Origin of the sequence: Spirosoma sp., assembly GCF_026391055.1 — a bacterium.
Classification (GTDB): Bacteria; Bacteroidota; Bacteroidia; order Cytophagales; family Spirosomataceae; genus Spirosoma.
In genome coordinates this window covers 582,154-603,342 of record NZ_JAPLET010000030.1, presented here as the reverse complement: position 1 = coordinate 603,342, position 21,189 = coordinate 582,154, and the positions used below count along the sequence as shown (strand labels likewise).

At 50.0% G+C, this 21,189-nt stretch carries 20 protein-coding genes; 16 read left to right on the top strand and 4 right to left on the bottom strand.

The window, feature by feature from the left end:
- The first annotated feature begins 152 nt into the window (after window positions 1–152).
- The gene (locus NT073_RS31520; RefSeq protein ID WP_297382064.1) at window positions 153–764 is read left to right on the top strand and encodes a trimeric intracellular cation channel family protein; all 612 of its coding nucleotides are present in this window, start codon (window positions 153–155) and stop codon (window positions 762–764) included.
- A 126-nt stretch (window positions 765–890) separates the two neighbouring features.
- On the opposite strand, the gene NT073_RS31515 is transcribed toward NT073_RS31520, so the two are convergent.
- Window positions 891–1,163: a type B 50S ribosomal protein L31 gene (locus NT073_RS31515; protein ID WP_012930801.1), complete on the bottom strand. Its 273-nt coding sequence runs from the start codon at window positions 1,161–1,163 to the stop codon at window positions 891–893.
- A gap of 577 nt (window positions 1,164–1,740) precedes the next feature.
- On the opposite strand from NT073_RS31515, the gene NT073_RS31510 reads away from it, so the two are divergent.
- From NT073_RS31510 to NT073_RS31480, 7 genes are all read left to right on the top strand, one after another.
- Window positions 1,741–4,221 (top strand): ribonucleoside-diphosphate reductase subunit alpha, encoded by a 2,481-nt coding sequence (locus NT073_RS31510; RefSeq protein ID WP_297382062.1) that lies wholly within the window; start codon window positions 1,741–1,743, stop codon window positions 4,219–4,221.
- Between the two features lie 76 nt (window positions 4,222–4,297).
- A complete protein-coding gene (locus NT073_RS31505; protein ID WP_297382060.1) occupies window positions 4,298–4,636 on the top strand; it encodes a hypothetical protein in 339 nt (112 codons plus the stop codon).
- A gap of 143 nt (window positions 4,637–4,779) precedes the next feature.
- On the top strand, window positions 4,780–4,947 hold the full coding sequence (locus tag NT073_RS31500) for a hypothetical protein (RefSeq protein ID WP_297382058.1): 168 nt from the start codon (window positions 4,780–4,782) through the stop codon (window positions 4,945–4,947).
- Between the two features lie 446 nt (window positions 4,948–5,393).
- Window positions 5,394–8,384 carry a sensor histidine kinase gene (locus tag NT073_RS31495; RefSeq protein WP_297382057.1) on the top strand — a complete coding sequence of 997 codons (2,991 nt, stop codon included), beginning with the start codon at window positions 5,394–5,396 and terminating at the stop codon, window positions 8,382–8,384.
- Between the two features lie 28 nt (window positions 8,385–8,412).
- Window positions 8,413–9,252, top strand: a complete 840-nt coding sequence (locus NT073_RS31490; protein WP_297382056.1) for a LytTR family DNA-binding domain-containing protein — start codon at window positions 8,413–8,415, stop codon at window positions 9,250–9,252.
- A 175-nt stretch (window positions 9,253–9,427) separates the two neighbouring features.
- The gene (locus NT073_RS31485) at window positions 9,428–10,822 is read left to right on the top strand and encodes a M43 family zinc metalloprotease (protein ID WP_297382055.1); all 1,395 of its coding nucleotides are present in this window, start codon (window positions 9,428–9,430) and stop codon (window positions 10,820–10,822) included.
- A gap of 137 nt (window positions 10,823–10,959) precedes the next feature.
- Window positions 10,960–12,471, top strand: coding sequence for a PKD domain-containing protein (locus NT073_RS31480; RefSeq protein WP_297382053.1), 1,512 nt, complete (start codon window positions 10,960–10,962; stop codon window positions 12,469–12,471).
- A 97-nt stretch (window positions 12,472–12,568) separates the two neighbouring features.
- On the opposite strand, the gene NT073_RS31475 is transcribed toward NT073_RS31480, so the two are convergent.
- Window positions 12,569–13,591 (bottom strand): substrate-binding domain-containing protein, encoded by a 1,023-nt coding sequence (locus NT073_RS31475; RefSeq protein WP_297382051.1) that lies wholly within the window; start codon window positions 13,589–13,591, stop codon window positions 12,569–12,571.
- Between the two features lie 411 nt (window positions 13,592–14,002).
- On the opposite strand from NT073_RS31475, the gene NT073_RS31470 reads away from it, so the two are divergent.
- From NT073_RS31470 to NT073_RS31455, 4 genes are all read left to right on the top strand, one after another.
- Entirely contained in the window at window positions 14,003–14,167 is a 165-nt protein-coding gene (locus tag NT073_RS31470; protein WP_297382049.1) for a hypothetical protein, read from the top strand.
- Between the two features lie 96 nt (window positions 14,168–14,263).
- Window positions 14,264–14,575 carry a hypothetical protein gene (locus NT073_RS31465; protein WP_041617801.1) on the top strand — a complete coding sequence of 104 codons (312 nt, stop codon included), beginning with the start codon at window positions 14,264–14,266 and terminating at the stop codon, window positions 14,573–14,575.
- Window positions 14,576–14,842: 267 nt separating this feature from the next.
- Window positions 14,843–15,499 carry a hypothetical protein gene (locus NT073_RS31460; RefSeq protein ID WP_297382047.1) on the top strand — a complete coding sequence of 219 codons (657 nt, stop codon included), beginning with the start codon at window positions 14,843–14,845 and terminating at the stop codon, window positions 15,497–15,499.
- 131 nt (window positions 15,500–15,630) lie between these two features.
- Window positions 15,631–15,828, top strand: coding sequence for a hypothetical protein (locus NT073_RS31455; protein WP_012930808.1), 198 nt, complete (start codon window positions 15,631–15,633; stop codon window positions 15,826–15,828).
- Here the strand turns inward: NT073_RS31455 and NT073_RS31450 are convergent.
- On the bottom strand, window positions 15,777–16,469 hold the full coding sequence (locus NT073_RS31450; protein WP_297382044.1) for a hypothetical protein: 693 nt from the start codon (window positions 16,467–16,469) through the stop codon (window positions 15,777–15,779). The two genes, NT073_RS31455 and NT073_RS31450, sit on opposite strands and share 52 nt — an antisense overlap.
- 160 nt (window positions 16,470–16,629) lie before the next feature.
- Here NT073_RS31450 and NT073_RS31445 point away from each other — a divergent pair, with 160 nt between their 5' ends.
- From NT073_RS31445 to NT073_RS31435, 3 genes are all read left to right on the top strand, one after another.
- A complete protein-coding gene (locus NT073_RS31445; protein ID WP_297382042.1) occupies window positions 16,630–17,403 on the top strand; it encodes a LytTR family DNA-binding domain-containing protein in 774 nt (257 codons plus the stop codon).
- 75 nt (window positions 17,404–17,478) lie between these two features.
- Window positions 17,479–18,084 (top strand): DUF1684 domain-containing protein, encoded by a 606-nt coding sequence (locus tag NT073_RS31440; RefSeq protein ID WP_297382040.1) that lies wholly within the window; start codon window positions 17,479–17,481, stop codon window positions 18,082–18,084.
- 65 nt (window positions 18,085–18,149) lie between these two features.
- Window positions 18,150–18,653, top strand: coding sequence for a hypothetical protein (locus NT073_RS31435; RefSeq protein ID WP_297382038.1), 504 nt, complete (start codon window positions 18,150–18,152; stop codon window positions 18,651–18,653).
- A gap of 11 nt (window positions 18,654–18,664) precedes the next feature.
- On the opposite strand, the gene NT073_RS31430 is transcribed toward NT073_RS31435, so the two are convergent.
- Window positions 18,665–19,117 carry a hypothetical protein gene (locus tag NT073_RS31430; RefSeq protein WP_297382036.1) on the bottom strand — a complete coding sequence of 151 codons (453 nt, stop codon included), beginning with the start codon at window positions 19,115–19,117 and terminating at the stop codon, window positions 18,665–18,667.
- A 272-nt stretch (window positions 19,118–19,389) separates the two neighbouring features.
- Here NT073_RS31430 and NT073_RS31425 point away from each other — a divergent pair, with 272 nt between their 5' ends.
- Entirely contained in the window at window positions 19,390–21,189 is a 1,800-nt protein-coding gene (locus NT073_RS31425; protein WP_297382034.1) for a thiamine pyrophosphate-dependent enzyme, read from the top strand.

Below are 21,189 nucleotides of genomic sequence, written 5' to 3'. Positions count from 1 at the left end.
GGGTAGCCGGAGCCATGCGGTCCGATACACCAATCACTAAATCTGGTGTACAGGGCCTTAAGGAAAATAAAATTACCGGCTTTTCTGCTTTCTTTTGCCGGTAATTAGTCAACTCGATTAGTCAGGTTACTATTGACAAATTTATTTTTTCTATGACGATCTGGTATATAACGGATTTGGTGGGTACGGGCGTCTTTGCCATTTCGGGAGCTTTATCGGCATTGAGCAAAAAGATGTACCACGATCTGTTTGGCCTTTTTTTTATAGGCTTCGTCACGGCCGTAGGCGGTGGTACCCTGCGCGACATCATTATAGGGGCTCACCCAATTGCCTGGATACACGACCCAAATTACCTGATCGTTATCCTCAGCAGTGTGATCCTGGCTGTGCTGTGCCGGAAGTGGTGGCTAAGTACCTTGCAACGACCCCTGCTCGTTTTCGATACCCTCGGGGTCGGAATCTACACCATACTGGGTATGCAAAAAGCGTTGGCGCTGGGTGTAAACGGCTGGGCGTCGGTACTGCTGGGTGTTATTTCCGCTCTGTTCGGGGGGGTAATTCGGGATACACTGGTCAACGACCTTCCCCTTATCTTCAGCAAACAACTTTACGCCACGCCCTGTCTGGCGGGAGCACTTCTTTATCAACTTGGCCGGTCGTTACCCATTGACCCGACCGTACTGTTCGTAACCTCTGTCGTTCTGATTACCGTGTTCCGGCTTGTGGCCATTCGAAAAAACTGGTCGCTGCCACAGATTCAGTAGAGGGGTGTTGACGGCGGTTTACCTTTTTGAGATAGTCATGTCCCAACGTTCTGATAAATCAGACATAAAAAAACTCCCCCGTCGCGTTTGACCGCAGCGGGGGAGTTTTTTTGTGCTGGTAGAAGACTACTGAGCCGTTGAGGTCGGCGTAGCGCTTTCTTTGGTACCGTAACGCTTGCGGAACTTGTCCACACGACCGGCGGTGTCGAGCAGTACGTTCTTACCCGTGTAGAACGGGTGCGACTGCGAGCTAACTTCAATTTTAACGAGCGGATAGGTCTGTCCTTCGTACTCGATTGTATCTCTTGTTTGAACCGTAGAGCGGGTCAGAAATTTGTAGTCGCTCGACAGGTCGTGGAATACCACTTCGCGGTAGTCCGGGTGAATGCCCTTTTTCATGATTAATCTCAGTTTCTTGTCATCTTCTCGGTTTCCGACCGAAAAGGATTGCAAAGGTACGGGGTTTGCGTTGAATAGCCAAGTCTTTTTTAGGTTCTTTTAGGTGTTGATAATGAACGTTCTAAATCTGTACCGTTGCATAATATTGGCTTGATGAAGACTTGACGGGACTGGGTTTTTATTTTTAACTTTAGAAAATCAAGTTGCCTTCCTCTACGGTTCACCCGGTCTCTTAAGCCCGGTTGCACCGATCAATAAATTCGATCTTTTTTATTTTTAGACTAGTTCTCCGGTGGGTTATTGGTAAGTCCTTAACACTGACGACTTAACAATTCCTTAACGCGTCGGGTAGAATTGCACCTTTCAACGATTCACGAAAATCACCGAACCTTACCGGTTGCTTTTCCGTCTATTTCGAAAGAACTTTAGAACGTCGACCTGTTAATAAAGTATCCGAATGCAATACTTGTGCCAATTAGGTTACAAGAGAAATTGGTATCTTTGGGAAGCTTAAAAACAGGTTGCCTGAGGCATTAATTTATCATTTTTTCATACATTAAAACTAACCCAAACGCTCATGTTTGTAGTCAAACGCGATGGTCGCCGGGAGTCGGTTAAGTTCGACAAAATCACGGCCCGGATCGAAAAGCTTTGCTATGGTCTCGACCCCGCTTATGTACAACCCGTAGAGGTAGCGGTGAAGGTCGTTAGTGGTCTTTACGATGGCGTTAAAACCACCGAACTCGATAACCTGGCTGCCGAAACAGCCGCGTCGATGACCACCAAACACCCGGATTACGCTATTCTGGCCGCCCGGATTGCCATTTCGAACCTGCACAAGGAAACGAATAAATCATTCTCCGGTACCATCAAGAAACTGTATCAGTACGAAGACCCCAAAACCGGTGAAAATGCATCCCTGATCTCCAAAGAGGTGTATGACGTGGTTCGCCAGCATGCCGCACTGCTGGACTCGACCATCATTTACGACCGGGATTACGGCTACGATTACTTTGGCTACAAAACACTCGAAAAGTCCTACCTGTTGAAACTCGACGGCCGCATTGCCGAACGGCCGCAGCATATGCTCATGCGGGTAGCGGTTGGGATTCACCAGGAAGATATCGACTCGGCCATCGAGACGTACAACCTGCTTTCGGAAAAGTGGTTCACGCATGCCACACCAACGCTGTTCAACGCCGGGACGCCAAAACCCCAGATGTCGAGCTGCTTCCTGCTGACGATGAAGGACGACTCCATCGATGGTATTTACGATACGCTCAAACAAACGGCCAAAATCTCGCAGTCGGCGGGTGGTATTGGCCTCAGCATTCACAACGTTCGGGCTACGGGTACCTATATTAAAGGCACCAACGGAACATCGAACGGCATTGTACCCATGCTGCGCGTGTTCAACGACACCGCCCGCTACGTCGATCAGGGTGGTGGCAAACGGAAAGGCTCATTCGCGATTTATCTGGAGCCCTGGCATGCCGATATTTTCGACTTCCTGGATCTGAAAAAGAACTCGGGTAAAGAAGAAGGACGCGCCCGCGACCTGTTCTACGCCCTCTGGACGCCCGACCTGTTCATGAAACGCGTAGAGGATGACGACGTCTGGTCGTTGTTCTGCCCGCATGAGTGCCCCGGCATGGCCGATTGCTATGGCGATGAGTTCGAAGAACTGTACACCCGGTACGAGCGCGAAGGCCGTGCCCGCCGGACGATAAAGGCGCAGGAGTTGTGGTTCAAAATTCTGGAATCGCAAACTGAAACCGGCACACCGTACATGCTGTACAAAGATGCCGCCAACAAGAAGTCGAACCAGAAGAACCTCGGTACAATTAAGTCGAGTAACCTGTGTACCGAAATCATCGAGTACACGGCCCCCGACGAAATCGCCGTTTGTAACCTGGCGTCCATTGCGCTGCCGAAGTTCATCACCCGTGGCACGGACGGTATTATGCGGTTCGATCACCAGAAGTTGTATGAAGTGACCAAAACGGCCACCCGCAACCTCAACAAGATCATCGACATCAACTATTACCCCGTCGAAGAGGCTCGCCGGAGCAACATGCGCCACCGGCCAATTGGGCTGGGTGTGCAGGGCCTGGCCGATGCGTTCATCATGCTGCGGATGCCGTTTGAATCGGAGGAAGCGCGTCGCCTGAACGAAGATATTTTCGAGACGATCTATTTTGGTGCCATGACCTCGTCGATGGAGCAGGCTAAAGAATTCGGTCCGTACGAGACCTGGAAAGGGTCGCCCATCTCGCAGGGTATCTTCCAGTTCGATATGTGGGGGGTAAAACCCAAGTCGAATCGCTGGGATTGGGAAAGCCTGCGCAAGGATGTGGTTGAGCACGGCGTTCGGAACTCGCTGCTGCTGGCACCGATGCCAACGGCCTCGACCTCGCAGATTCTGGGTAACAACGAATGCTTTGAGCCCTACACGAGCAACATCTACACCCGTCGCGTATTGTCGGGCGAGTTTGTGGTCGTGAACAAGCACCTGCTGAAAGACCTCGTGAAGCTGGGCTTGTGGAACGATGCCATGAAGAACAACCTGATTCTGGCCAACGGCTCGATCCAGGCGATTCCGAACATTCCGCAGAACATCAAAGACCTCTACAAAACGGTTTGGGAGATCAAGCAGAAGCACATCATCGACATGGCCGCCGATCGGGGCGCGTACATCTGCCAGTCGCAGTCGCTGAACATCCACATTCAGGATTCGAACTTCGGCAAACTGACGTCGATGCACTTCTACGCCTGGAAAGCGGGTCTGAAAACGGGTATGTATTACCTTCGTACGAAAGCCGCTGCCGACGCCGTGAAGTTCACGGTCGTTCAGCCACAGGCCGAGCCACAACTGGAGCCTGTAATGGCCGAAGCCGTAACGGTGGAAAAGCCACTCGATTACGTACAATACGCTAAGGAGCACGCCCAGAACACCACTCCGCAACCCGTACCGATGGTAACGGACCTCGAACAGCAGTATGCCGCTATGACCTGCTCGCTGGATGATCCCGAAGGTTGCGAGATGTGTGGAAGTTAAAGTTTAGACTTAATGAAATGAAGTTACCCCGGTTACTGAAGAGTAGCCGGGGTTTATTTTGAACTAATACCGTAGCATGACGCAGGAGGTTTATAACGTAGAGGTATTCAATAGTCATACAACCTATTATTTTGAGAGTAGAGGCCCCAAAGGAGCGATTGTAAAATTGATTCAGTTTGCCCTCATTGAGCGAACGGACCTAGGCAACATAGGCATTACAGACATATATAATTTAGGCTTTGGAGATTTTGACAGTGATACAATGCAGGTGAACGACCTTGCAGACTCTAGAAATGGAGATAAAGACAAAGTATTGGCTACGGTGGCAAGAGCTACACTTGATTTTTTGTCTACTTATCCACTGGCTACTGTTTATGCAACCGGTAGTACCGATTCGCGCACCAGACAGTACTAAATGGGATTGAATCGATTTTATACAGAGATAATAGAGAATCACATATTATATAGATTGGATAATGGACAGTGGTATCTATTTGAACGAAACAAGAACTATCAGGCGTTTGTCATACATAGACGACAAATCAGTATATTTCGCTTATGAAAGCTGGAACTGACAATAAGATGACTTTGTGTAACAACCTTGTCGTAGCCGAAAATCCGGAATTGGCTCGAGTTTTTGGTGACAGTGTTTTCTTCCCTCAGAAAAATGAGCAAGCTAAGGAACTGATACGAAAATATGGGTTACCGAAAGAATTGACCAAGTAAAAGGCAACGGATTAGGGAGTCCAAGGCAGTTTTCTTTGGTAACGTCCCTCGAACAGCAGCATGCAGCCATGACCTGTTCGCTGGATTACCCTGAAGAATGCATATCGTGTAGCAGTTAATAAACAGACATATTGAAGTTATACGCTCCCGGCTGTGGTAACAGGGCCGGGATTTTGTTTTTCAGTCATTTTGGCTTTGGGCAATCGGGCTGCACGTACGCATAAACTCATGGCTGCGAGAGGGAGGTAGTTGATGCTCGGCCCATAAAAATCAGCCTAAACCGAAACCTGGCCCAGGGGGCGCCCGTCTAAGCAGAGTGATAAGCGGATATGTATCGTTTTTATGCCAGTTGTTTGGCAAATCGGCCGGTTGTTGCTTTTCCCGATTCTCAGCGTTGCTCCTTACTAACTTGCCTACCTACCGTTCCGAAAAAATACGCTTACACGATGCTGCGCTGGTTGTTGTTGATGGCTTTTGGGCTTCAGAGTATATTGACATTCGGGCAGGAGTACCCCGTTACACGGTATACCAACCACGACGGACTGCCGCAGATGCAGATTCTCCGGGTATTTGAGGATAGCCGTGGCTACATCTGGATCGGTACGCGAAATGGGTTTTCAATGTTTGATGGCGAACAGTTCAAAAACTTCCGTACCCGCGATGGCGTAGGCAGCAGCTACATCGGTGGCTTTGTGGAAGATCGTAAAGGCAATGTATGGATTGCCTCTCTGCGGGGAGTTGTCCGGTTCGATGGGGATACGCTTGTCTCGTTCCATCATGAACGATTCATCGACCCAGGCACGATAGCCATTGATAGCCATGATCAGCTTTTTGCCCTGACCTATCCCGATCATCAGCTTACGCAACTGGTCAAATCGGCCTGGCAGACCACCAGGGTGGTACCCAACGGGTGGAAGCCGACGGGATTAATCTCGGATAAACGCAGCAAACAGCTGTATATCTCCTTCGAAAAACAAGGCCTTTTTTTACTGGACAATGGAAAACTAACCCCGGTTGCCAAAGACCTTATGTTATTGTCGGGGGTGCCGACTCCCAATTATACAGCGGAGACGAACGGATACAGTATTCTTGGTGGTGAATTGCCGGATAAAAGCCGATTGATTCTTTACCGGCAGGGGGCCAACTATGTACCCTTCCTGAAACTAAGGGCTGCTACGGTTGAGGTTCTGCAAACGGTGCCCTTCGATTATGTGTACAGCCATAAGGGGAATATTTATCTGCTGGAGCGAGGTAGTCGACATTCCTTCCTGCTGATGGCCGGGAGTGAATTACTCCATGCCACATCCGACGGAATCAGCTACTGGATTGGGACAAGAAAAGGGCTGCTTCGGGTATTTACGAACGGAATAAGGTATTTCTCTGAGCAGACAATACCGGCACCCCGCGCTGTTCTTGAGCGGTCTCCAGGAGTATTCTGGATTGTTAATAGTACCGGCCCCATCCAACAGCTACAGGATGGCAACCTGAGCAGGGTATCGGGCTACGAACAACTGGTGAAGCAGCACGATCCTGGTTTTACTAGTCATTGGGAGGAATCGGCCTCGGTGCTTGATAACCGGAAGGCGCTCTGGATTAGTTACGGATCGCATATGTTACATCATGGTGATGGCAACACCTTTAGCCGCATTGAGACCAAAACGGATACCGATAACCCGGTTGTCTACTTACTAAATGGCGCACAACGCAACCTGGTGCTTGCCTCCCGGGTAAAACAAGTCGACTTCTATTCGATAAAGCCACCTTATCGGGTTGTCCGCTCATTGACAGAAAAAGGCGGTCTGATGCCCGGCCCCTATATATCCGCTCTGGAAGACAAGCGGGGCAACTACTGGATCGGGAGCACTGGACTGACGCATTATAATTTCGACACTAAGGTAACCAGGCAGTATCCGCCGTTAAGCAAAAAACTCCCCGCCAGAGGTATACTAAGTATGTGTCGGGATGCGCGGGGTACGCTTTGGCTGGGTACCGGCGAAGGCGGTTGTTTGTATTTCGATCAACAAAAAGATGCCTTTATCGCGCTGCAAACAAACCTCTTGCAGAACATCATTTATAACGTGACCCCTCTCGATGCTACTCACCTGTTAATTACTGATTCACAAAATATATATATCCTCGATTTAGCGATATTTTACGCTACGGGGAAAGTGACGTTTCAGCTTTTTACAAGCCGAAACGGATTTCTGGGTATCGAACCTGTAGAACAGGGAGTTTTCAAGGACGCCAAAGGGATCGTCTGGCTGTCTACCGGTACCGGGCTGGCCCAGATTGACCCCAGGCGTCTGAACCTGTCGCCCAACCCTGTTCGAACCTATTTTACATCCGTAAATACCAAACGGATACCCTTCCGGCGCCGAACCCCCGACTCGGTGGCTGTACTGGCTTATAGGCAGAATACCCTGGCCGTTGGCTTCGAGGCTATCGGGGTCAACAAGCCCTTACGCACGCAGTTCAGCTACCGTATTCCGGGTATCAGCGACAACTGGAGTAGCTGGCAAACCAACAATCAGGTTACCATTACCAATTTGCCACCCGGCTTACACACCATCGAATTAAAAACGCAAACCGGCGACCTCACTGAATCGGGCGAGGCTGTGGCACGGCTTCGGTTCCGGGTGTCATTGCCTGTCTGGCAATGGCCCATGTTCCCATATCTGGCGGCCGGTATTATAGGCCTGCTGATGGTATCCTTGGGCTATGTTTACTTCCGAAGCCGCCAGAGTAGCCTTCGTCTGCAGCAACAGGAGCAGCAACTGCTATTCCTGCAGGTACAAACGCTACAGGCCCAGCTTAACCCGCATTTTGTTTTCAATGTGCTCGGAACGCTGCAGCGGATGATCCTGACCAACGATCTTGAGCAGGCTAATCGGGGGTTGTTACGGCTGGCGCAACTTATCCGGGGGTTTCTGGAATCGTCCGTTCGCTCCGAAATGCCCAAGAGCCGGTCGGCTGAAACGGAAGTCAAGCTGGATAAAGAGCTGGAAATGTTACAGATGTACGTCGAGTTCGAGCACCTGCAATACCGCGACCGCTTCACATACGCATTCGACGTGGCTCCAACACTTGTAACGAGCATGTGGTCCATACCGCCCATGCTGATACAGCCGTTCGTCGAAAACGCCATTAAACACGGCTTGCTGTATAAGGAAACGAGCGGCCACTTGAGCATCCGCATCTGGCCGGAAGACGACGACCGGCTGTGTATTCAAATTGACGACGACGGCGTTGGGCGGGAGGGCGCCCGGCGGCAGCAGGCCACCTCCATCAAACCGTATGTATCGAGGGGAAGCGGACTGGTAAAAAAACGCATCGAGCTGTTAAATCAGATGGGGTATCATATTAGCCTGACAACCAGCGACCGGCCAGCTGGAGGAACCCTGGTCGATCTTATTATTAATTACACACCAAAAGCCTAAAAACTATCCACCTAATTTTTTAACTTTTATGCTACCCATCAAAGCCGTATTGATTGAAGACGTCCCTGACAACCTGGTCAATCTGAAGAACATGTTAAGGCGGTATTGCCCACAGGTGGACGTTCTCGGCGATGCCGATAGTGTTGACAGTGGCTTTGACCTGATTATGCAACAACGCCCCAGCCTTCTTATTCTGGACATTGGCATTCGGGGAGGAACCAGTTTCGATATACTGAGCCGCTTACAACAGGCCGATAACCTGGATTTTGACGTGATTTTTCTGACGGGTGAAGCCCGGTATGAGTACGCTACGCGGGCTTTTGAGTACTCGGCCATTGATTTCCTGAATAAACCCATCGATCCCGAAAAGCTCTGCCGGGCTATTGAAAAGGCGGGGCAACAACTGCATAAACAGCAATACCGGCAACAGGTTGAGTTTATGCTGACGCTGCTTCAACAAGGAGCCCCGCGCGATACGGGCCGCATAGCTCTGCATCTGGCACGCGGCATTATTGAGTTCGTCGACATAAAAGACCTGATGCGTTGCGAAGCCGACGGCACGGTAACCTGGTTTTTCCTGACCAACAACTCCCGGCTGGCGGCTATGCGTAATCTTGGGCATTACAGTGAGTTGTTGGTCAAGGATTACAACTTCTTTCCCATCAGTCAGAGTGAGATCGTGAATCTGGCGTATGTCCGACGCTATAACCACGCCGAGCTGAGCGTAACCCTTACCGATGGCAGTGTCCGGTATGCATCGCGTCGGGGCGGGCAGGAGCTGCGCCATTACCTGAACAACAGCGCTCAGGCCAACATCAGTCAATCGGGTAGCCTTGTCGAAAAGCTCTGGAAGTGGTTTGGGCACTAGCCAGTTATTTGGCAAAACGACCAGTAGTTCGCTGAAGTGACCATTTGTTACGTATTCACTGACAAGCTTGTTTGTCACTGGTAGTTTCGTCTTACTAATTCCGCTTCTATTCACTCATTTTCCGGTCTATCAATCCATATATAGGTTGGGGAGGTAATCGTAACTGTGCGTTGTCATGAAAAAAAAACTGTACTTTTCCCTTTGGATAGCTTTGGTAAGCTGTGCCCAGAAAACAGAACCTGATCCACAGCCCAAACCCGCGCCCGTAGCCAGCTTTGCCTTCGCCGAGGGAGAGTATTATGCCCCGGCCGCTCTGACGTTTACTAACACATCCCAAAACGCGACTGCCTACGCCTGGGACTTTGGCGACGGTACCACGCCCGTTACAGAGGCATCGCCCAAACATATTTTTCACCAAAAGGGAACGTTTACCGTAACGCTAACCGCTACCGGACCCGGCGGCAGTCAGAGAATGACTAAGTCCCTGACGGTAAAGGAAAATCCTGAATATCGGCTGGAGCTGAAATTGAAAGACGGTCTGGCAGGTGGTATGCTCGGGATGCTTGCCAACGGGAAGTCGGCGCTGGCCTTTGAGGTCACGCTGTACGATAAAGCCGGGAATCCCATTCCGGCAGCCAGCGCCGTCAAGCTGTATGACAACGGCTCCGAACTAACATCGTCAGTTTTTAAAACAACCGCCGAGGGACTGCACGAAATTCAGGCAAAAGGCTACGGTATTTCGAGCAATACACTGGTCGTGAATGCCCGAAAAGACGCCGTCTTTGAGGTTGTTCGTATCCCATTGGTTTTTCACCTGATGTATAAAAACGACACCTGGACCACTGCCGATTTGCAGCAGATGATCGATTATGTCAACAAGCTCTATGCGGGTGCACTTTACGATGACACCTCGCCCAAACGCGATCCGAATACGGTCAATACCTATATTGAGTTCTATCTGGCCGACACCGACCCTACTGGCCGGACATTGCCTAAGAAAGGACTCGATAAGGTCTCGGACGACCCCACCCTGTATGGAACCGGCTCCGACCCGCTTGTCGTGAAGAATGCACTCGCAGCGTCGTGGAACCCGACCAAGTACCTGAACGTATTTTTATACAATTCCCAGTACCCTAACGCAGCCAATGGAGCCTACCCAACGCTTCCGGCTGATAAACCGCTGAAAGGTGTAGGCACAGGTATAGCCTCCTCTGCCAAAACAAGCTATGGTGTGTATTGGCCCGGCGATTTCCGAATAGACCCGGTCAATTATTTTCCGGCGTTTGCGCACGAACTGGGGCATTGCCTGTCGCTTTTACACGTCTTTCAGGAGGGTAACTGTAATCAGGATCTGGATTACTGCGCCGATACACCCGTTTTTTTGTTCGAAGAGGTCAACAAAGGTATTGTTCGCAACGCTTGTTCGGGTGTGAAATTTCTGGGGACGAATATCATGGATTATGGCGTACCGAGTTCGGGCTGCTTCACCTTCGACCAGCGCACCCGGATGCGACATATCCTCGATTGGGCGTATGACTTACCCACCAAAATCAATCAGACCCGAAAGTGAGCGTCTTTCTGAAAAGATAGATCAGGGGACTGCTTTTCTATTTTAATGCGGTGTGGAGATGTTCCTCTGTTCCGGCAATGGCCACCCAACCTGAGCAAGTAGACAACCAGGGTTACCTTAATAAAGCTGTTATAGACATGACGTATTGTTATTTTTTACGAGTCAACAAGTGCCACTTGGTGGTTGTATTGTGTTCCTTTCTGGCGATCTTCGGCCTGGTTCAATGTCAGCCTGCAAAGGATACGCCAGCGCCGTCCGTGCCGGTTTTGCCCGTTGAGGCTGACTTCTCCTATAGCGCGGAGAAATATGTAACGAATACCAACATACGCTTTAAAAATAGCTCCCAAAATGCTACCATATACGTCTGGGATTTTGGTGACGGCTCTGTTTCCGGAGAAGCGGAACCTACACACCAGTATGCTCAAATGGGGATTTATTATATCACCCTGACTGCCTCTGATGCGCAAGGCAATAAAAAATCCCTACAAAAAGAAGTACGGATAAATCCGCAGGGAAACTTTCAGCAATCTGTAGTAGTAGTACTGGACACAACGCTGGTAAAAGACCTGCACCAATCGCTTAATGTCTGGTTCAACGACATGGTCAATGATGGATACCGGGTCGTTATGCATCCCAGGCTTGAACAGCAACCTATTGATTTACGAAAACGAATTCAGACCTATTTTACGGACCTGACGCCCCGACTGGAAGGGGTGCTTTTTGTTGGACAAACGCCCATCCCATCCGCTCAATATATCTACCCGCCGTCGACACCCTACCGGGGACTTTCGATGCAGTTTTACATGGACCTCGATGGGCAGTTTACGAATGCCGGTCAACCCGCAAACATGGCCATTGATGCACACACGGGGCGGGTCGAAACTGAAATCTGGACGTCCATTTTGCCTTTTTACCAGAGCAAAGCCCAAACCATTGCCTCCATTCGGGACTATCTGACTAAAAACCATGCTTACCGAACGCAGGTAACTCAACTTCAGAAGGGGTTCATTAAGCCTGTCCTGGGCAGCCGAATCACGACAGAGGCCCTGTATGCCAGCCAGTACAAGATTATCCGCGACGAATATTATACAGCTCTGGCAAAGCGTGGTAACTTTTACGTAGGTATCGACAATACACTGGGCGATTTGGCCAGGTTTCCGACCTCGCAGGTAAGCTATGAACAGGAAATGCTCACCAATAAATATGACGTTGCCAGCATCGGAGCGCATGGAAACACGGTTTCGTTTGGTAGTTTTAACGAGTGGGGAAGTATTTTGATTGATGTAAACTATGCCCGCCGGGCAGCTATCAAACCTGTCTTTTTGCTTGAACATTCCTGCAATACAGCCGCTATTGACAACACCCCTAATCTGGGCACAGAATTTCTCTATAATAAAGCCAATAATGTCTTGATTTTCGCCGGGGCAACGGCTCCTCAGGGCGGAATGGGTCAAACGGCACTCGGCCGGGCCGACCAGCTCGAAGCCCGTCTGCTCACTGAAGGTAGCTCCATTGGAACCGCTCATTTTGCCCCCATGACTATGCCTTATACCGTCGAAAATTTCAAAAGCTTTCGGGAGGCCTATTCGGCTCAGCAAATTATGCTGGGCGACGGCACACTACGCCTACAGGAATTTTTGAAACGGTAAACTGGATTCGATGGCTGTTTCCGGGAGCCGGTAAACAATGTATGTGGTGTAAGCGCTATCAGATTCCAATCGACCGACTGGCCCGGTCGGTATTCCATCATCCGTTAACCGGCCGAGTCGATTCCTGTATTACCAGTTCGCCTTCCAGATTGACCTGCGTGGTGGTGTTATTTTTTTTGATGCTCTCCAATAGAATTTTAGTGGCCAGTTGACCCATTGCCAGCAAGGGTTGCCTGATATAGGTAATTGGGGTCCGGAACAAGTTATACGATTCGGCCTGGTCGATGCTCACGACGGCGACCTGTTCGGGGACGGTCAATTGTAGGGCGTTGATCTGTTGCAGGCCGTAAAGAGCGAGGGTATTGGACGCAAACAAAATAGCGTCGACGGGTTTCTGGCCTCTGAGCAGATCGTCGACCGCTTTGGCAATCGCTGGCCCGGAAGCATCAATCGGTAATTCTTTTAGCCAGGTTTTACGAAACGGGATTTTGTTCTCTTTGAGGGCTGCTAAATACCCGCGTTTACGCTCATTAATCGTAAACAGACTTGTGTGGAAGGTAACCATACCCACTCGCTCATAACCGGAATCGAGCAGATGCTGAACGGCTTTGTGAATCGCTTCGGAATTGTCCAGAGCTACATAATTGGTTTTAAGGTCAGGAAAGTACCGGTCGATGAGCACAAAGGGAATGCCCTGGTTCTGTAATTCAGTAAGTTGTGGCTCGTAGCCTTCCGGCGGAGAAATCAGTAATCCATCGACCTGCCGGTTAAGCAGTGCCGAAATGAGCTTCTGGGCCTTCTGAGGTTTTTCGTCCGAGCTGCCAAAGAGCACGGTATAATTGAATTTATCAGCTTCATCTTCAATAATACGAGCGAGCGACGAAGAGAATGGGTTGGAAATATCCGCTACGACTAGCCCAATGGTGTATGTCTTGTTCGTTTTGAGGCTTTTAGCAATCTGGTTAGGCCGGTAGTTCAGTTCTTCGGCCACTTCCCTGATCCTTTTAGCCACCAGCTTATTTATTCTGTTTTCTTTTTGATTGTTAAGCACATACGAAACGAGGGCGGTTGAAACACCCACCGTTTGGGCAATATCTTTCAATGATGTCTTTTTAGTCATAGCTGGCAAACATAAGAAAAAGCCAATTAATAATTTAATCGTTTAAACATTGACCTTGTTTAGACTACTTTACTAACCGCCGTAAAATCACAAAAAATCAATATAAATGTGACGTTATTTGTACTATTCTTATTTGTTTACGGGGGAATATAAAGAACTTTAGTCATTTTAGCCGTCTGGCGTTTAAACGTTTAAACCAATCCGGCTATGCAGGGGTTTTATAGCTGAAATACCTGTAGCGTGAACAGCCTTAGTACGAGTAGCTTACAGCGCGAATCAGGGAAAATGTGCTGGGAATTGTTGGGAGAAGTAGCCCGCCGATTCCATCAAAATGAAATGAATCCGGTTCGACGGCAAGAGGAGATCAGAACGAAAACTTCTCCAGCGCGGACCCTAAACAAGCGAGAAAAAATGGAACCTATATATAATAGCATCGGACACAGAGACATAACGGGCCTGCGCGCGTCGTTGCAGAAATCTGTATTGGCATTCATCGCCCAACATGCGGATGTGTTTGAAGCACTGAGTCGTACCCAGACACCATTTGGTGGTTCATTTCTGGTTACTAACCGGTAGTTCGACGAGAAGAGTAAAAACAAAAAGCGGCTTTATCCTGCCAAATGCGGATCGTGGATGAAAAGCCAGCATCGACAAACATTAATGACTACAACCATGAATCGTTTTTCAGTTTTATATATGCTTAAAGGACAGTACCATCACATTGGGGCCTCTACCCATGCGGAAGCGGTGTCTCTTTTGCAAAATCTGTCAACAAACACAAAACGAGTACCCATCGGTATCTACGATGACAAAACGGAACTGTTCGAATGGGAACCCAGCCGTCAGCAGATCTACACGACGGGAACCATTGAAGAGCAGGGTAAACTGGCCGATCAAATCATTACGATTGCCCAGTCGTTGCGCCGTCGGGATGCTAGCTGGCAACCAGCGGGTACGTTCAGACGCCCCAGTTTCTTTGCCTAGTAACCGGAGCGGCATTGCCCGGAGCTAGTTGTAAGCACCTTTTTTCCTGTTTGCGTAATTGCCTGTCTCCAACAGGCAGCCACGACGCATGGATTACCGGTCTGAGACCGGTACCGGCCAGCCACTTCGTAGGGTTAGGATAAACAATCGTGTCCGAACCTGAACGCGATGAAGAACTGACGTGGGCTAGTCTGCCCGCGCTTCATCGCGGTATTCCTATGTGGCACATCCCTCAATTGACTCAAAAACTTTAATCATCGAATCCGTATGTTCACAACCATTCAGGAAGTATCGACGGAATTGCCTGATGGCATCAGCCTGAAGGCGGCCCACAGCGTACTGGCTTATCCGGCATTTCTGGCCGGGTACCGAACCGTACACGAAGCTATGGAAGACAATTTTATTAGTGCGTATGTACGGGCTTTTCTAGCAACAACGGCTAAATCCAAAGTTCCTCTTTCCATCAGTCTGGAAGACGATATCAACTCGTTCATGGCCTATTTGGCTAACTCGGACGAAAATCTTCCGCTGGATCAATTGTGCCGGGATGGGGCTTCCAAGTTCTCGTCATTGGTTATTCCCATTCTGCTTGACCGGCTCCAGCAAGGTAAAGACGTATCGTCATTAACGTTTCTGCTGGCGGCTTACGGACATTATCTGCAAGCCGGTGTGGATGCTGAAGGACAGAAATACACGGTAGAAGAACCACAGCTTAGCCAGCACGACTGGGCAGTCCTGACCAATGGCGATGTGCTGTCGCTGCTGGATGTGTCAGCATTTGCTTCGGCTTGTTTGCGGTCTTTCCCGCAGGTAGTGGCGCAGTACAAGTCGTACCGGCACCAACTGGCCTGTTACGGACTGATTTTTTCGCTCAAGCAGACTTTATGTGCCTTTTGGGAAGAGGAAGCCAACATACATAGGTAGCTAGTGACGTAGGGACCGGACCGGTCAGCCTGTTTATGATATTATTTTGCTATATATAATACAACTATAGTAGTCAGGTGTTAATTTTGGGCTGTCGGCAATGGCTGAACAGAATTAACTTCCTTACTACTATGGCTACTAAAAAGAAACAGTTGATCCGGGTCGTCTTCGACGTACTGGATGAGATGAAACAAAACCTCCGTCTGGATGAAGATCTGTCCGTTTCGGCCAACGATCCGGACGAAGCTATTGACTGTGTTTTCGCCGAAATGCAGCGTCAGTTAAATCGGTCGGATATCCGCCTGTCGCGGGTGCGTATCTGTGCGTAACCTGTATTTGCAGCAGGCCTTCGGGATTGTTTTCGGATAAAGTAGAGGATGGCGCTTACGCAGAGTACCGACGGCAGAATCTGGCTATAAGGTTTGAATTGCGGAAGTACCGTGCCCGAAAAGGCCGATAGAACAGCGCTATAGGCCGATAGCATTTTGTAAATGTGTTCATAAAGCCACCATGTTCTGAGCCGTTTGTAGAGCCAGAAATGCTTTATTAAATCATATCCAGTCACCAACATCAGCGCGGAAAGTGTTGGGTAGACGACGGCCGGAGACCAGTTGATGTCTCCTGCCTGTAGCCTCCGCAGGTATAGGCCACTCGCCACAAGCACGATTAGCGTAATTGAAACATCCAGCGGAGTAGTCTGCCGCTCGCGGAGCCGAACGGCTCGGTAACCGGAAAACCCAACGTAGCCACCGAGTAGGGTAAGCATGAGCAAAAAGGAACTGGACCGAAAGAAAAGAATGCCGATGAATGCCGTAACGACAACGACCGTCAGGGTGTACAGAAAATAGCGTCCGTAACGGATATGTTGTCGGGATTTATTCCGATAGCCCAACGCCAGCAGACCAAGGAATAGCCCAAGGGTCCCAAAGCTGACATGCGTAAGAATGGTAAGCGTATGAAGCGTTTGCATAAACGAGCGTCCGGATGTTGATGTTTGCCGGAGGATGCTCAAAAGTGGCTTGTTGCCGCAGCTACCGCAAGGATTGAGTGACCGGGTGCCATTGTCTGTGACAAAAGCCGTTTGTCACGTTCCTGCTGGTGTTCTATCGTTCGGGTTGTAATTTGCCTGAATGAAACCGAGTCAGTTCCTGAACCATTTTGTTGTGCGCAACCTGCTGGGGTTGACGGGGCTGTTGCTGGTTCACTACCTGAGCGATCTGTATGCCATCGGTGAGCGGCCGGGATTTGCCAAGCTATCGCCTTATCTATACCTGGTGCTTTTATATGGGTGGATCGTTTTTCACAACCGAATCCTGTTTGAGCGCCAGTTCCTGCAAGGTCGAAAAGCGGTTTATTTTGGATGGCTTTTTCTGCTTATGACACTGGGCTCGTTCAACCTGAATTTTATTCTGTTGACCCAGTTTAATATATCCCGGTCATTACCGTATCTGGTTAATTTTTGGGTGTACACCCTTACCGGGCTGGGCGTTTATGTCACGTATCGCTTCTTGGGGACGCATCAGAAAGATGGCGGGCGACCAGTGGTGCTGCTCCCGCTTGCCTCAGCAGAAACGGACTATTTCTCATGTATGGTCGGGGGCGACCGGCAGATGATTCCGCACGCCGATATCCATTATATCGAAAGTTTAGAGAATTACCTGAAAGTCATTACCAAATCGAAAACCTACGTGACCCGCCTGACCATGAAAGAAGCGGAGGAGCGTTTGCCAAAACGGCAGTTTGTTCGTATTAGCCGGTCGAATATCGTAAACACGATGTATGTAGACCGGATGGAAGCAGACACCATTTGGATCGGTCTGAAAGAGTTATCCATTGGTAAAGTATACAAGCGCTATGTCGCCGATCAGTTCGGAGGTGTGCGGGGGGACGGCAGTTATAGCTGAGGCTAGTATGTTTTCAGACTGTATCTTTGTGCTTTTCCTGCCATCGGTCGGGAGTACGTGATTAACTGATTGGCTATGCGTTTTCTCTTCGTTCTACTGAGTTCATTTCTAACGACGGTTTCTGTTGCTCAAACGCCTTTTGCCGAGCAGCTTGCCCGGCATCGCGAAACGTATAAAAAAGACTTGATGGCGTCGGCAGGAGGGCCAATCAAGGTTGAGGCCGACCTGGCCTATGTGCAGTTTTACTCGCCCGATTCCACTTATCGGGTGATAGCTACAGCGGAGCGGATACCTAATGCCGAACCGTTCGAGATGCCAACGTACAATGGACAGACAAGGTCGCACGTGGCCTATGCGGTGCTGACCTTCGTATTGAACGGCCAAAAACAACAATTGACTTTGTACCGGAATCTGAACGTAATTCGGATGCCCGAATACCGCGATTACCTGTTCCTGCCGTTTAAAGATGCCACCTCGGGTAAAGAAACCTACGGGGGCGGCCGCTACATCGACCTGCGAACAGGCGATATCAAAGACGGCCGCGTAACCATCGATTTTAATAAAGCCTATAATCCCTATTGTGCCTTTCAGGAAGGGTATCCCTGCCCGATTCCCCCCCAAAATAACACGCTATCCGTTGCCGTGGAAGCAGGCGAAAAAGCCTATGGGAAAGTGCATTGATGCCCTTATTGCCGGCGGTCTGTTTACTGCCCTGTCCGATTTATCCGCTTAACCGTCCTGCCTCTATGACACGATTTGCCCTCATATTCATTGTCAGTCTGGTACTCAGCTACCAACTCCGGGCACAGTCTGCTTTTGCTGATGCCTGCGTGGGTACCTGGACAGGCACCATGCACATATATAGCAAAGGCACACTTAAAGACAGTGTTCCGGTACGCCTGACGGTAACAGTCGCCGAACCAAGAAAAGCCTGGGCCTGGAAAACCGAGTATCTGTCTAGTAAAATGCCGGTCGTCAAAGATTACACGCTGCGCCTGAAAGATGCCGCTAAACACGAATACGTTACCGACGAAGGAGACGGGGTCGTGTTAGCCGATTACCTGTTCGGGAACAAGCTGTACAGCGTCTTCGAAACACAGGGAATTGTCCTGACATCGACTTATGAGTTACTAGGCGACAGGCTTATTTTTGAGGTAACATCCGGGAAGAAACAGCCCGAGCCAAGTCAGGGCGTTACGAACTACTCGGTCGACAACCTGCAACGGGTCGTGTTCAAAAAAAACAGCTAAGTGCTCCTGGCTTATAGTCTCACAAATTCCACATGCTCGTCTTCGGCGGGCTCTTTGTTGTCTAGTTTTAAGCCCGAGGTGGTCGAAGCTGCGTTAATATTCCAGGTTGCGTTCAGTAGATCGAACGGTTTCGATGTTCCTATATTGATGGTTAAAGACGATAGGCCATTTCCACCATAATACGTCACCGCCGGTGAGTAAACCCACGTTCCTTTTGTTGTCTTGTTGTTTTCTGTAGCGGTGACCGTGCCATCGGCAGAAAAAACGAATGTGATTCCTTTAAAACCGGACGATTTATCTTCTGTCCGTTGTCGGAAACTGCCAACCGTCCAACTACCGGTAGCCATAACCCCTTTTACATCAAAGGTGGGTGTGGCAGTGGCGGGGATAAGGTTATCAGATGCCTTTTTGCAGGAGAATACTGATAGTGTCAGCGCCAGGAGTAGCTGTAGTGGGAGTTTCATAAGATAAAGCCGTTTAGAGTTTCGTACAATACGGAAACCGGCCAGTCGGAGTTGCGCGAGTGGGTCAAGAAATGTTACCGGATAGAGTGGCAGGCATAAGGTGGTTGCCGTTTACGTATATACCGTACGCTCATTAAGATTTATTAATATTCAGTCTGTTATCAAACACCAATGGTGTGCGGGTGGTTGAAAACGTACAGGCTTCGCGGTTCGACTGTCGATCGGTTGTGGTTGGAAGCCTGGGTTTACTCGTTTTCTTTTCATCACGTATTATGGCAAAAACAGGAGCCGACCTGCTGGTCGAACGACTTTTGGAATGGGGTGTCGATACCATATTCAGCCTTCCCGGCGATGGCATCAACGGTATTTATGAGTCGCTGCGTAAACGGCAGGATAAGATCCAGCTCATTCAGGTGCGGCATGAAGAAGCAGCCGCTTTTATGGCTTGTGGTTACGCGAAATTTACCGGTAAGCTGGGCGTTTGTCTGGCTACATCGGGTTGTGGCGGTATTCACCTGCTCAACGGTCTCTACGATGCCAAGTACGATTCGCAGCCCGTATTGGCCATTACGGGGCATACGGCCCACGATGTCAGCGGTACGTTTTACCAGCAGGATGTTGATCTGGTGAAGGTGTTTGCCGATGTGGCCGCCTATAATGAGCGCGTAATGGGTCCCGACCATGTCGTAAATGTCCTCGATCAGGCCGTTCGTACGTCGATGGGACAGCGTACAGTAACTCATATTTCATTCCCGAAAGATTACCAGGAATGGACCGTAAGTGACGACATCCGCTCGCAGCCTAACGTACCTAATCATAGTAGCGCGACGCGGGTAAGCCACAACGTCGTGCCCGATGTCCACGAACTGCACCGTGCCGCCGAGTTGATCAACGCCGGTGAGAAGGTGGTTATCTTCGCCGGGCGGGGTTGTCTGGATGCCCGCGACGAAGTGCTGGCCCTGTCCGATGCCGTTGGCGGACCCATTATCAAAGCTTTATTGGGCAAAGGTGTTGTGCCCGATACGGACCCGCATACAACGGGTGGTCTGGGTTTGCTGGGTACCGCCCCGTCGCAGGATGCCATGCAGGAGTGCGATACGCTGATTATGATTGGTACGCGCTTTCCGTATCTCGAATATTTCCCGAAACCGGGTCAGGCGCGTACCGTGCAGATTGACATCGATCCGGCGCATATTGGACTACGAACGCCGGTCGAAATTGGGCTAATGGGCAATAGTAAGGCTGTTTTGCAGGCATTACTGCCATTGATCAAGCGCAAAGATGACCAGAGTTTTCTGGAGAAATCACAGCAGCGTATGACGCACTGGAACGAGCTGCTCACCGAGCGGGCAACCCAGGAGGTCATGCCCATGAAGCCACAGGTGGTGCCGCACCTCGTTAGCCCGCTCCTCAACGACGACGCCATTATTACCTGCGACTGCGGCAACAACACAACCTGGGCCGCACGACACATTCAGATGCGGGGAACTATGCAGTTTTCTACCTCGGGACTGCTGGCTACCATGGCTTCCGGATTGCCCTATGCCATTGCAGCCTCAGTGGCGCATCCGGGCAAGCAGGTGGTGGCACTGGTGGGCGATGGCGGCTTTACCATGCTGATGGGCGAGCTGGCTACGGCGGTCAAATATAAGCTGCCCATCAAGGTGTTTATCTTCCACAATAACTCCTATGGACAGATAAAATGGGAGCAGATTGTGATGGAGGGTAACCCCGAATTTGCCGTCGATCTACACTCCATCGACTTTGCGGCCTACGCCAGAGCCTGTGGGGCAACCGGCTTCACCATCGACGATCCGAAAAATGCCGACGCCATAATCCGGCAGGCGATGGCGCACGACGGCCCGGTCGTTGTCGATGCTATTGTCGACGCCAACGAGCCGCCCATGCCCGGAAAAATCACGACGGATCAGGCCATCGAATTTGCCAAAGCCCTCGTGCGCGGGGAGAAAGACCGCAGCGAGATCATAAAAAATGTGATTACCGATCAGTTCAACGAAGCCGTGGCTACAAAGGGCCGCAGTTTGCTGAACGTGATTCCCGGATTGGGCTAA

What these genes read in the sequence shown, in the direction of transcription:
- NT073_RS31470 (WP_297382049.1), top strand. Translation starts at nt 14,003, where the DNA reads ATGGAACCTATATATAATAGCATCGGACACAGAGACATAACGGGCCTG.
- NT073_RS31500 (WP_297382058.1), top strand. Translation starts at nt 4,780, where the DNA reads ATGAAAGCTGGAACTGACAATAAGATGACTTTGTGTAACAACCTTGTC.
- NT073_RS31485 (WP_297382055.1), top strand. Translation starts at nt 9,428, where the DNA reads ATGAAAAAAAAACTGTACTTTTCCCTTTGGATAGCTTTGGTAAGCTGT.
- NT073_RS31445 (WP_297382042.1), top strand. Translation starts at nt 16,630, where the DNA reads ATGAAACCGAGTCAGTTCCTGAACCATTTTGTTGTGCGCAACCTGCTG.
- NT073_RS31455 (WP_012930808.1), top strand. Translation starts at nt 15,631, where the DNA reads ATGGCTACTAAAAAGAAACAGTTGATCCGGGTCGTCTTCGACGTACTG.
- NT073_RS31480 (WP_297382053.1), top strand. Translation starts at nt 10,960, where the DNA reads ATGACGTATTGTTATTTTTTACGAGTCAACAAGTGCCACTTGGTGGTT.
- NT073_RS31490 (WP_297382056.1), top strand. Translation starts at nt 8,413, where the DNA reads ATGCTACCCATCAAAGCCGTATTGATTGAAGACGTCCCTGACAACCTG.
- NT073_RS31515 (WP_012930801.1), bottom strand. Translation starts at nt 1,163, where the DNA reads ATGAAAAAGGGCATTCACCCGGACTACCGCGAAGTGGTATTCCACGAC.
- NT073_RS31505 (WP_297382060.1), top strand. Translation starts at nt 4,298, where the DNA reads ATGACGCAGGAGGTTTATAACGTAGAGGTATTCAATAGTCATACAACC.
- NT073_RS31425 (WP_297382034.1), top strand. Translation starts at nt 19,390, where the DNA reads ATGGCAAAAACAGGAGCCGACCTGCTGGTCGAACGACTTTTGGAATGG.
- NT073_RS31475 (WP_297382051.1), bottom strand. Translation starts at nt 13,591, where the DNA reads ATGACTAAAAAGACATCATTGAAAGATATTGCCCAAACGGTGGGTGTT.
- NT073_RS31435 (WP_297382038.1), top strand. Translation starts at nt 18,150, where the DNA reads ATGACACGATTTGCCCTCATATTCATTGTCAGTCTGGTACTCAGCTAC.
- NT073_RS31430 (WP_297382036.1), bottom strand. Translation starts at nt 19,117, where the DNA reads ATGAAACTCCCACTACAGCTACTCCTGGCGCTGACACTATCAGTATTC.
- NT073_RS31460 (WP_297382047.1), top strand. Translation starts at nt 14,843, where the DNA reads ATGTTCACAACCATTCAGGAAGTATCGACGGAATTGCCTGATGGCATC.
- NT073_RS31465 (WP_041617801.1), top strand. Translation starts at nt 14,264, where the DNA reads ATGAATCGTTTTTCAGTTTTATATATGCTTAAAGGACAGTACCATCAC.
- NT073_RS31510 (WP_297382062.1), top strand. Translation starts at nt 1,741, where the DNA reads ATGTTTGTAGTCAAACGCGATGGTCGCCGGGAGTCGGTTAAGTTCGAC.
- NT073_RS31520 (WP_297382064.1), top strand. Translation starts at nt 153, where the DNA reads ATGACGATCTGGTATATAACGGATTTGGTGGGTACGGGCGTCTTTGCC.
- NT073_RS31450 (WP_297382044.1), bottom strand. Translation starts at nt 16,469, where the DNA reads ATGCAAACGCTTCATACGCTTACCATTCTTACGCATGTCAGCTTTGGG.
- NT073_RS31495 (WP_297382057.1), top strand. Translation starts at nt 5,394, where the DNA reads ATGCTGCGCTGGTTGTTGTTGATGGCTTTTGGGCTTCAGAGTATATTG.
- NT073_RS31440 (WP_297382040.1), top strand. Translation starts at nt 17,479, where the DNA reads ATGCGTTTTCTCTTCGTTCTACTGAGTTCATTTCTAACGACGGTTTCT.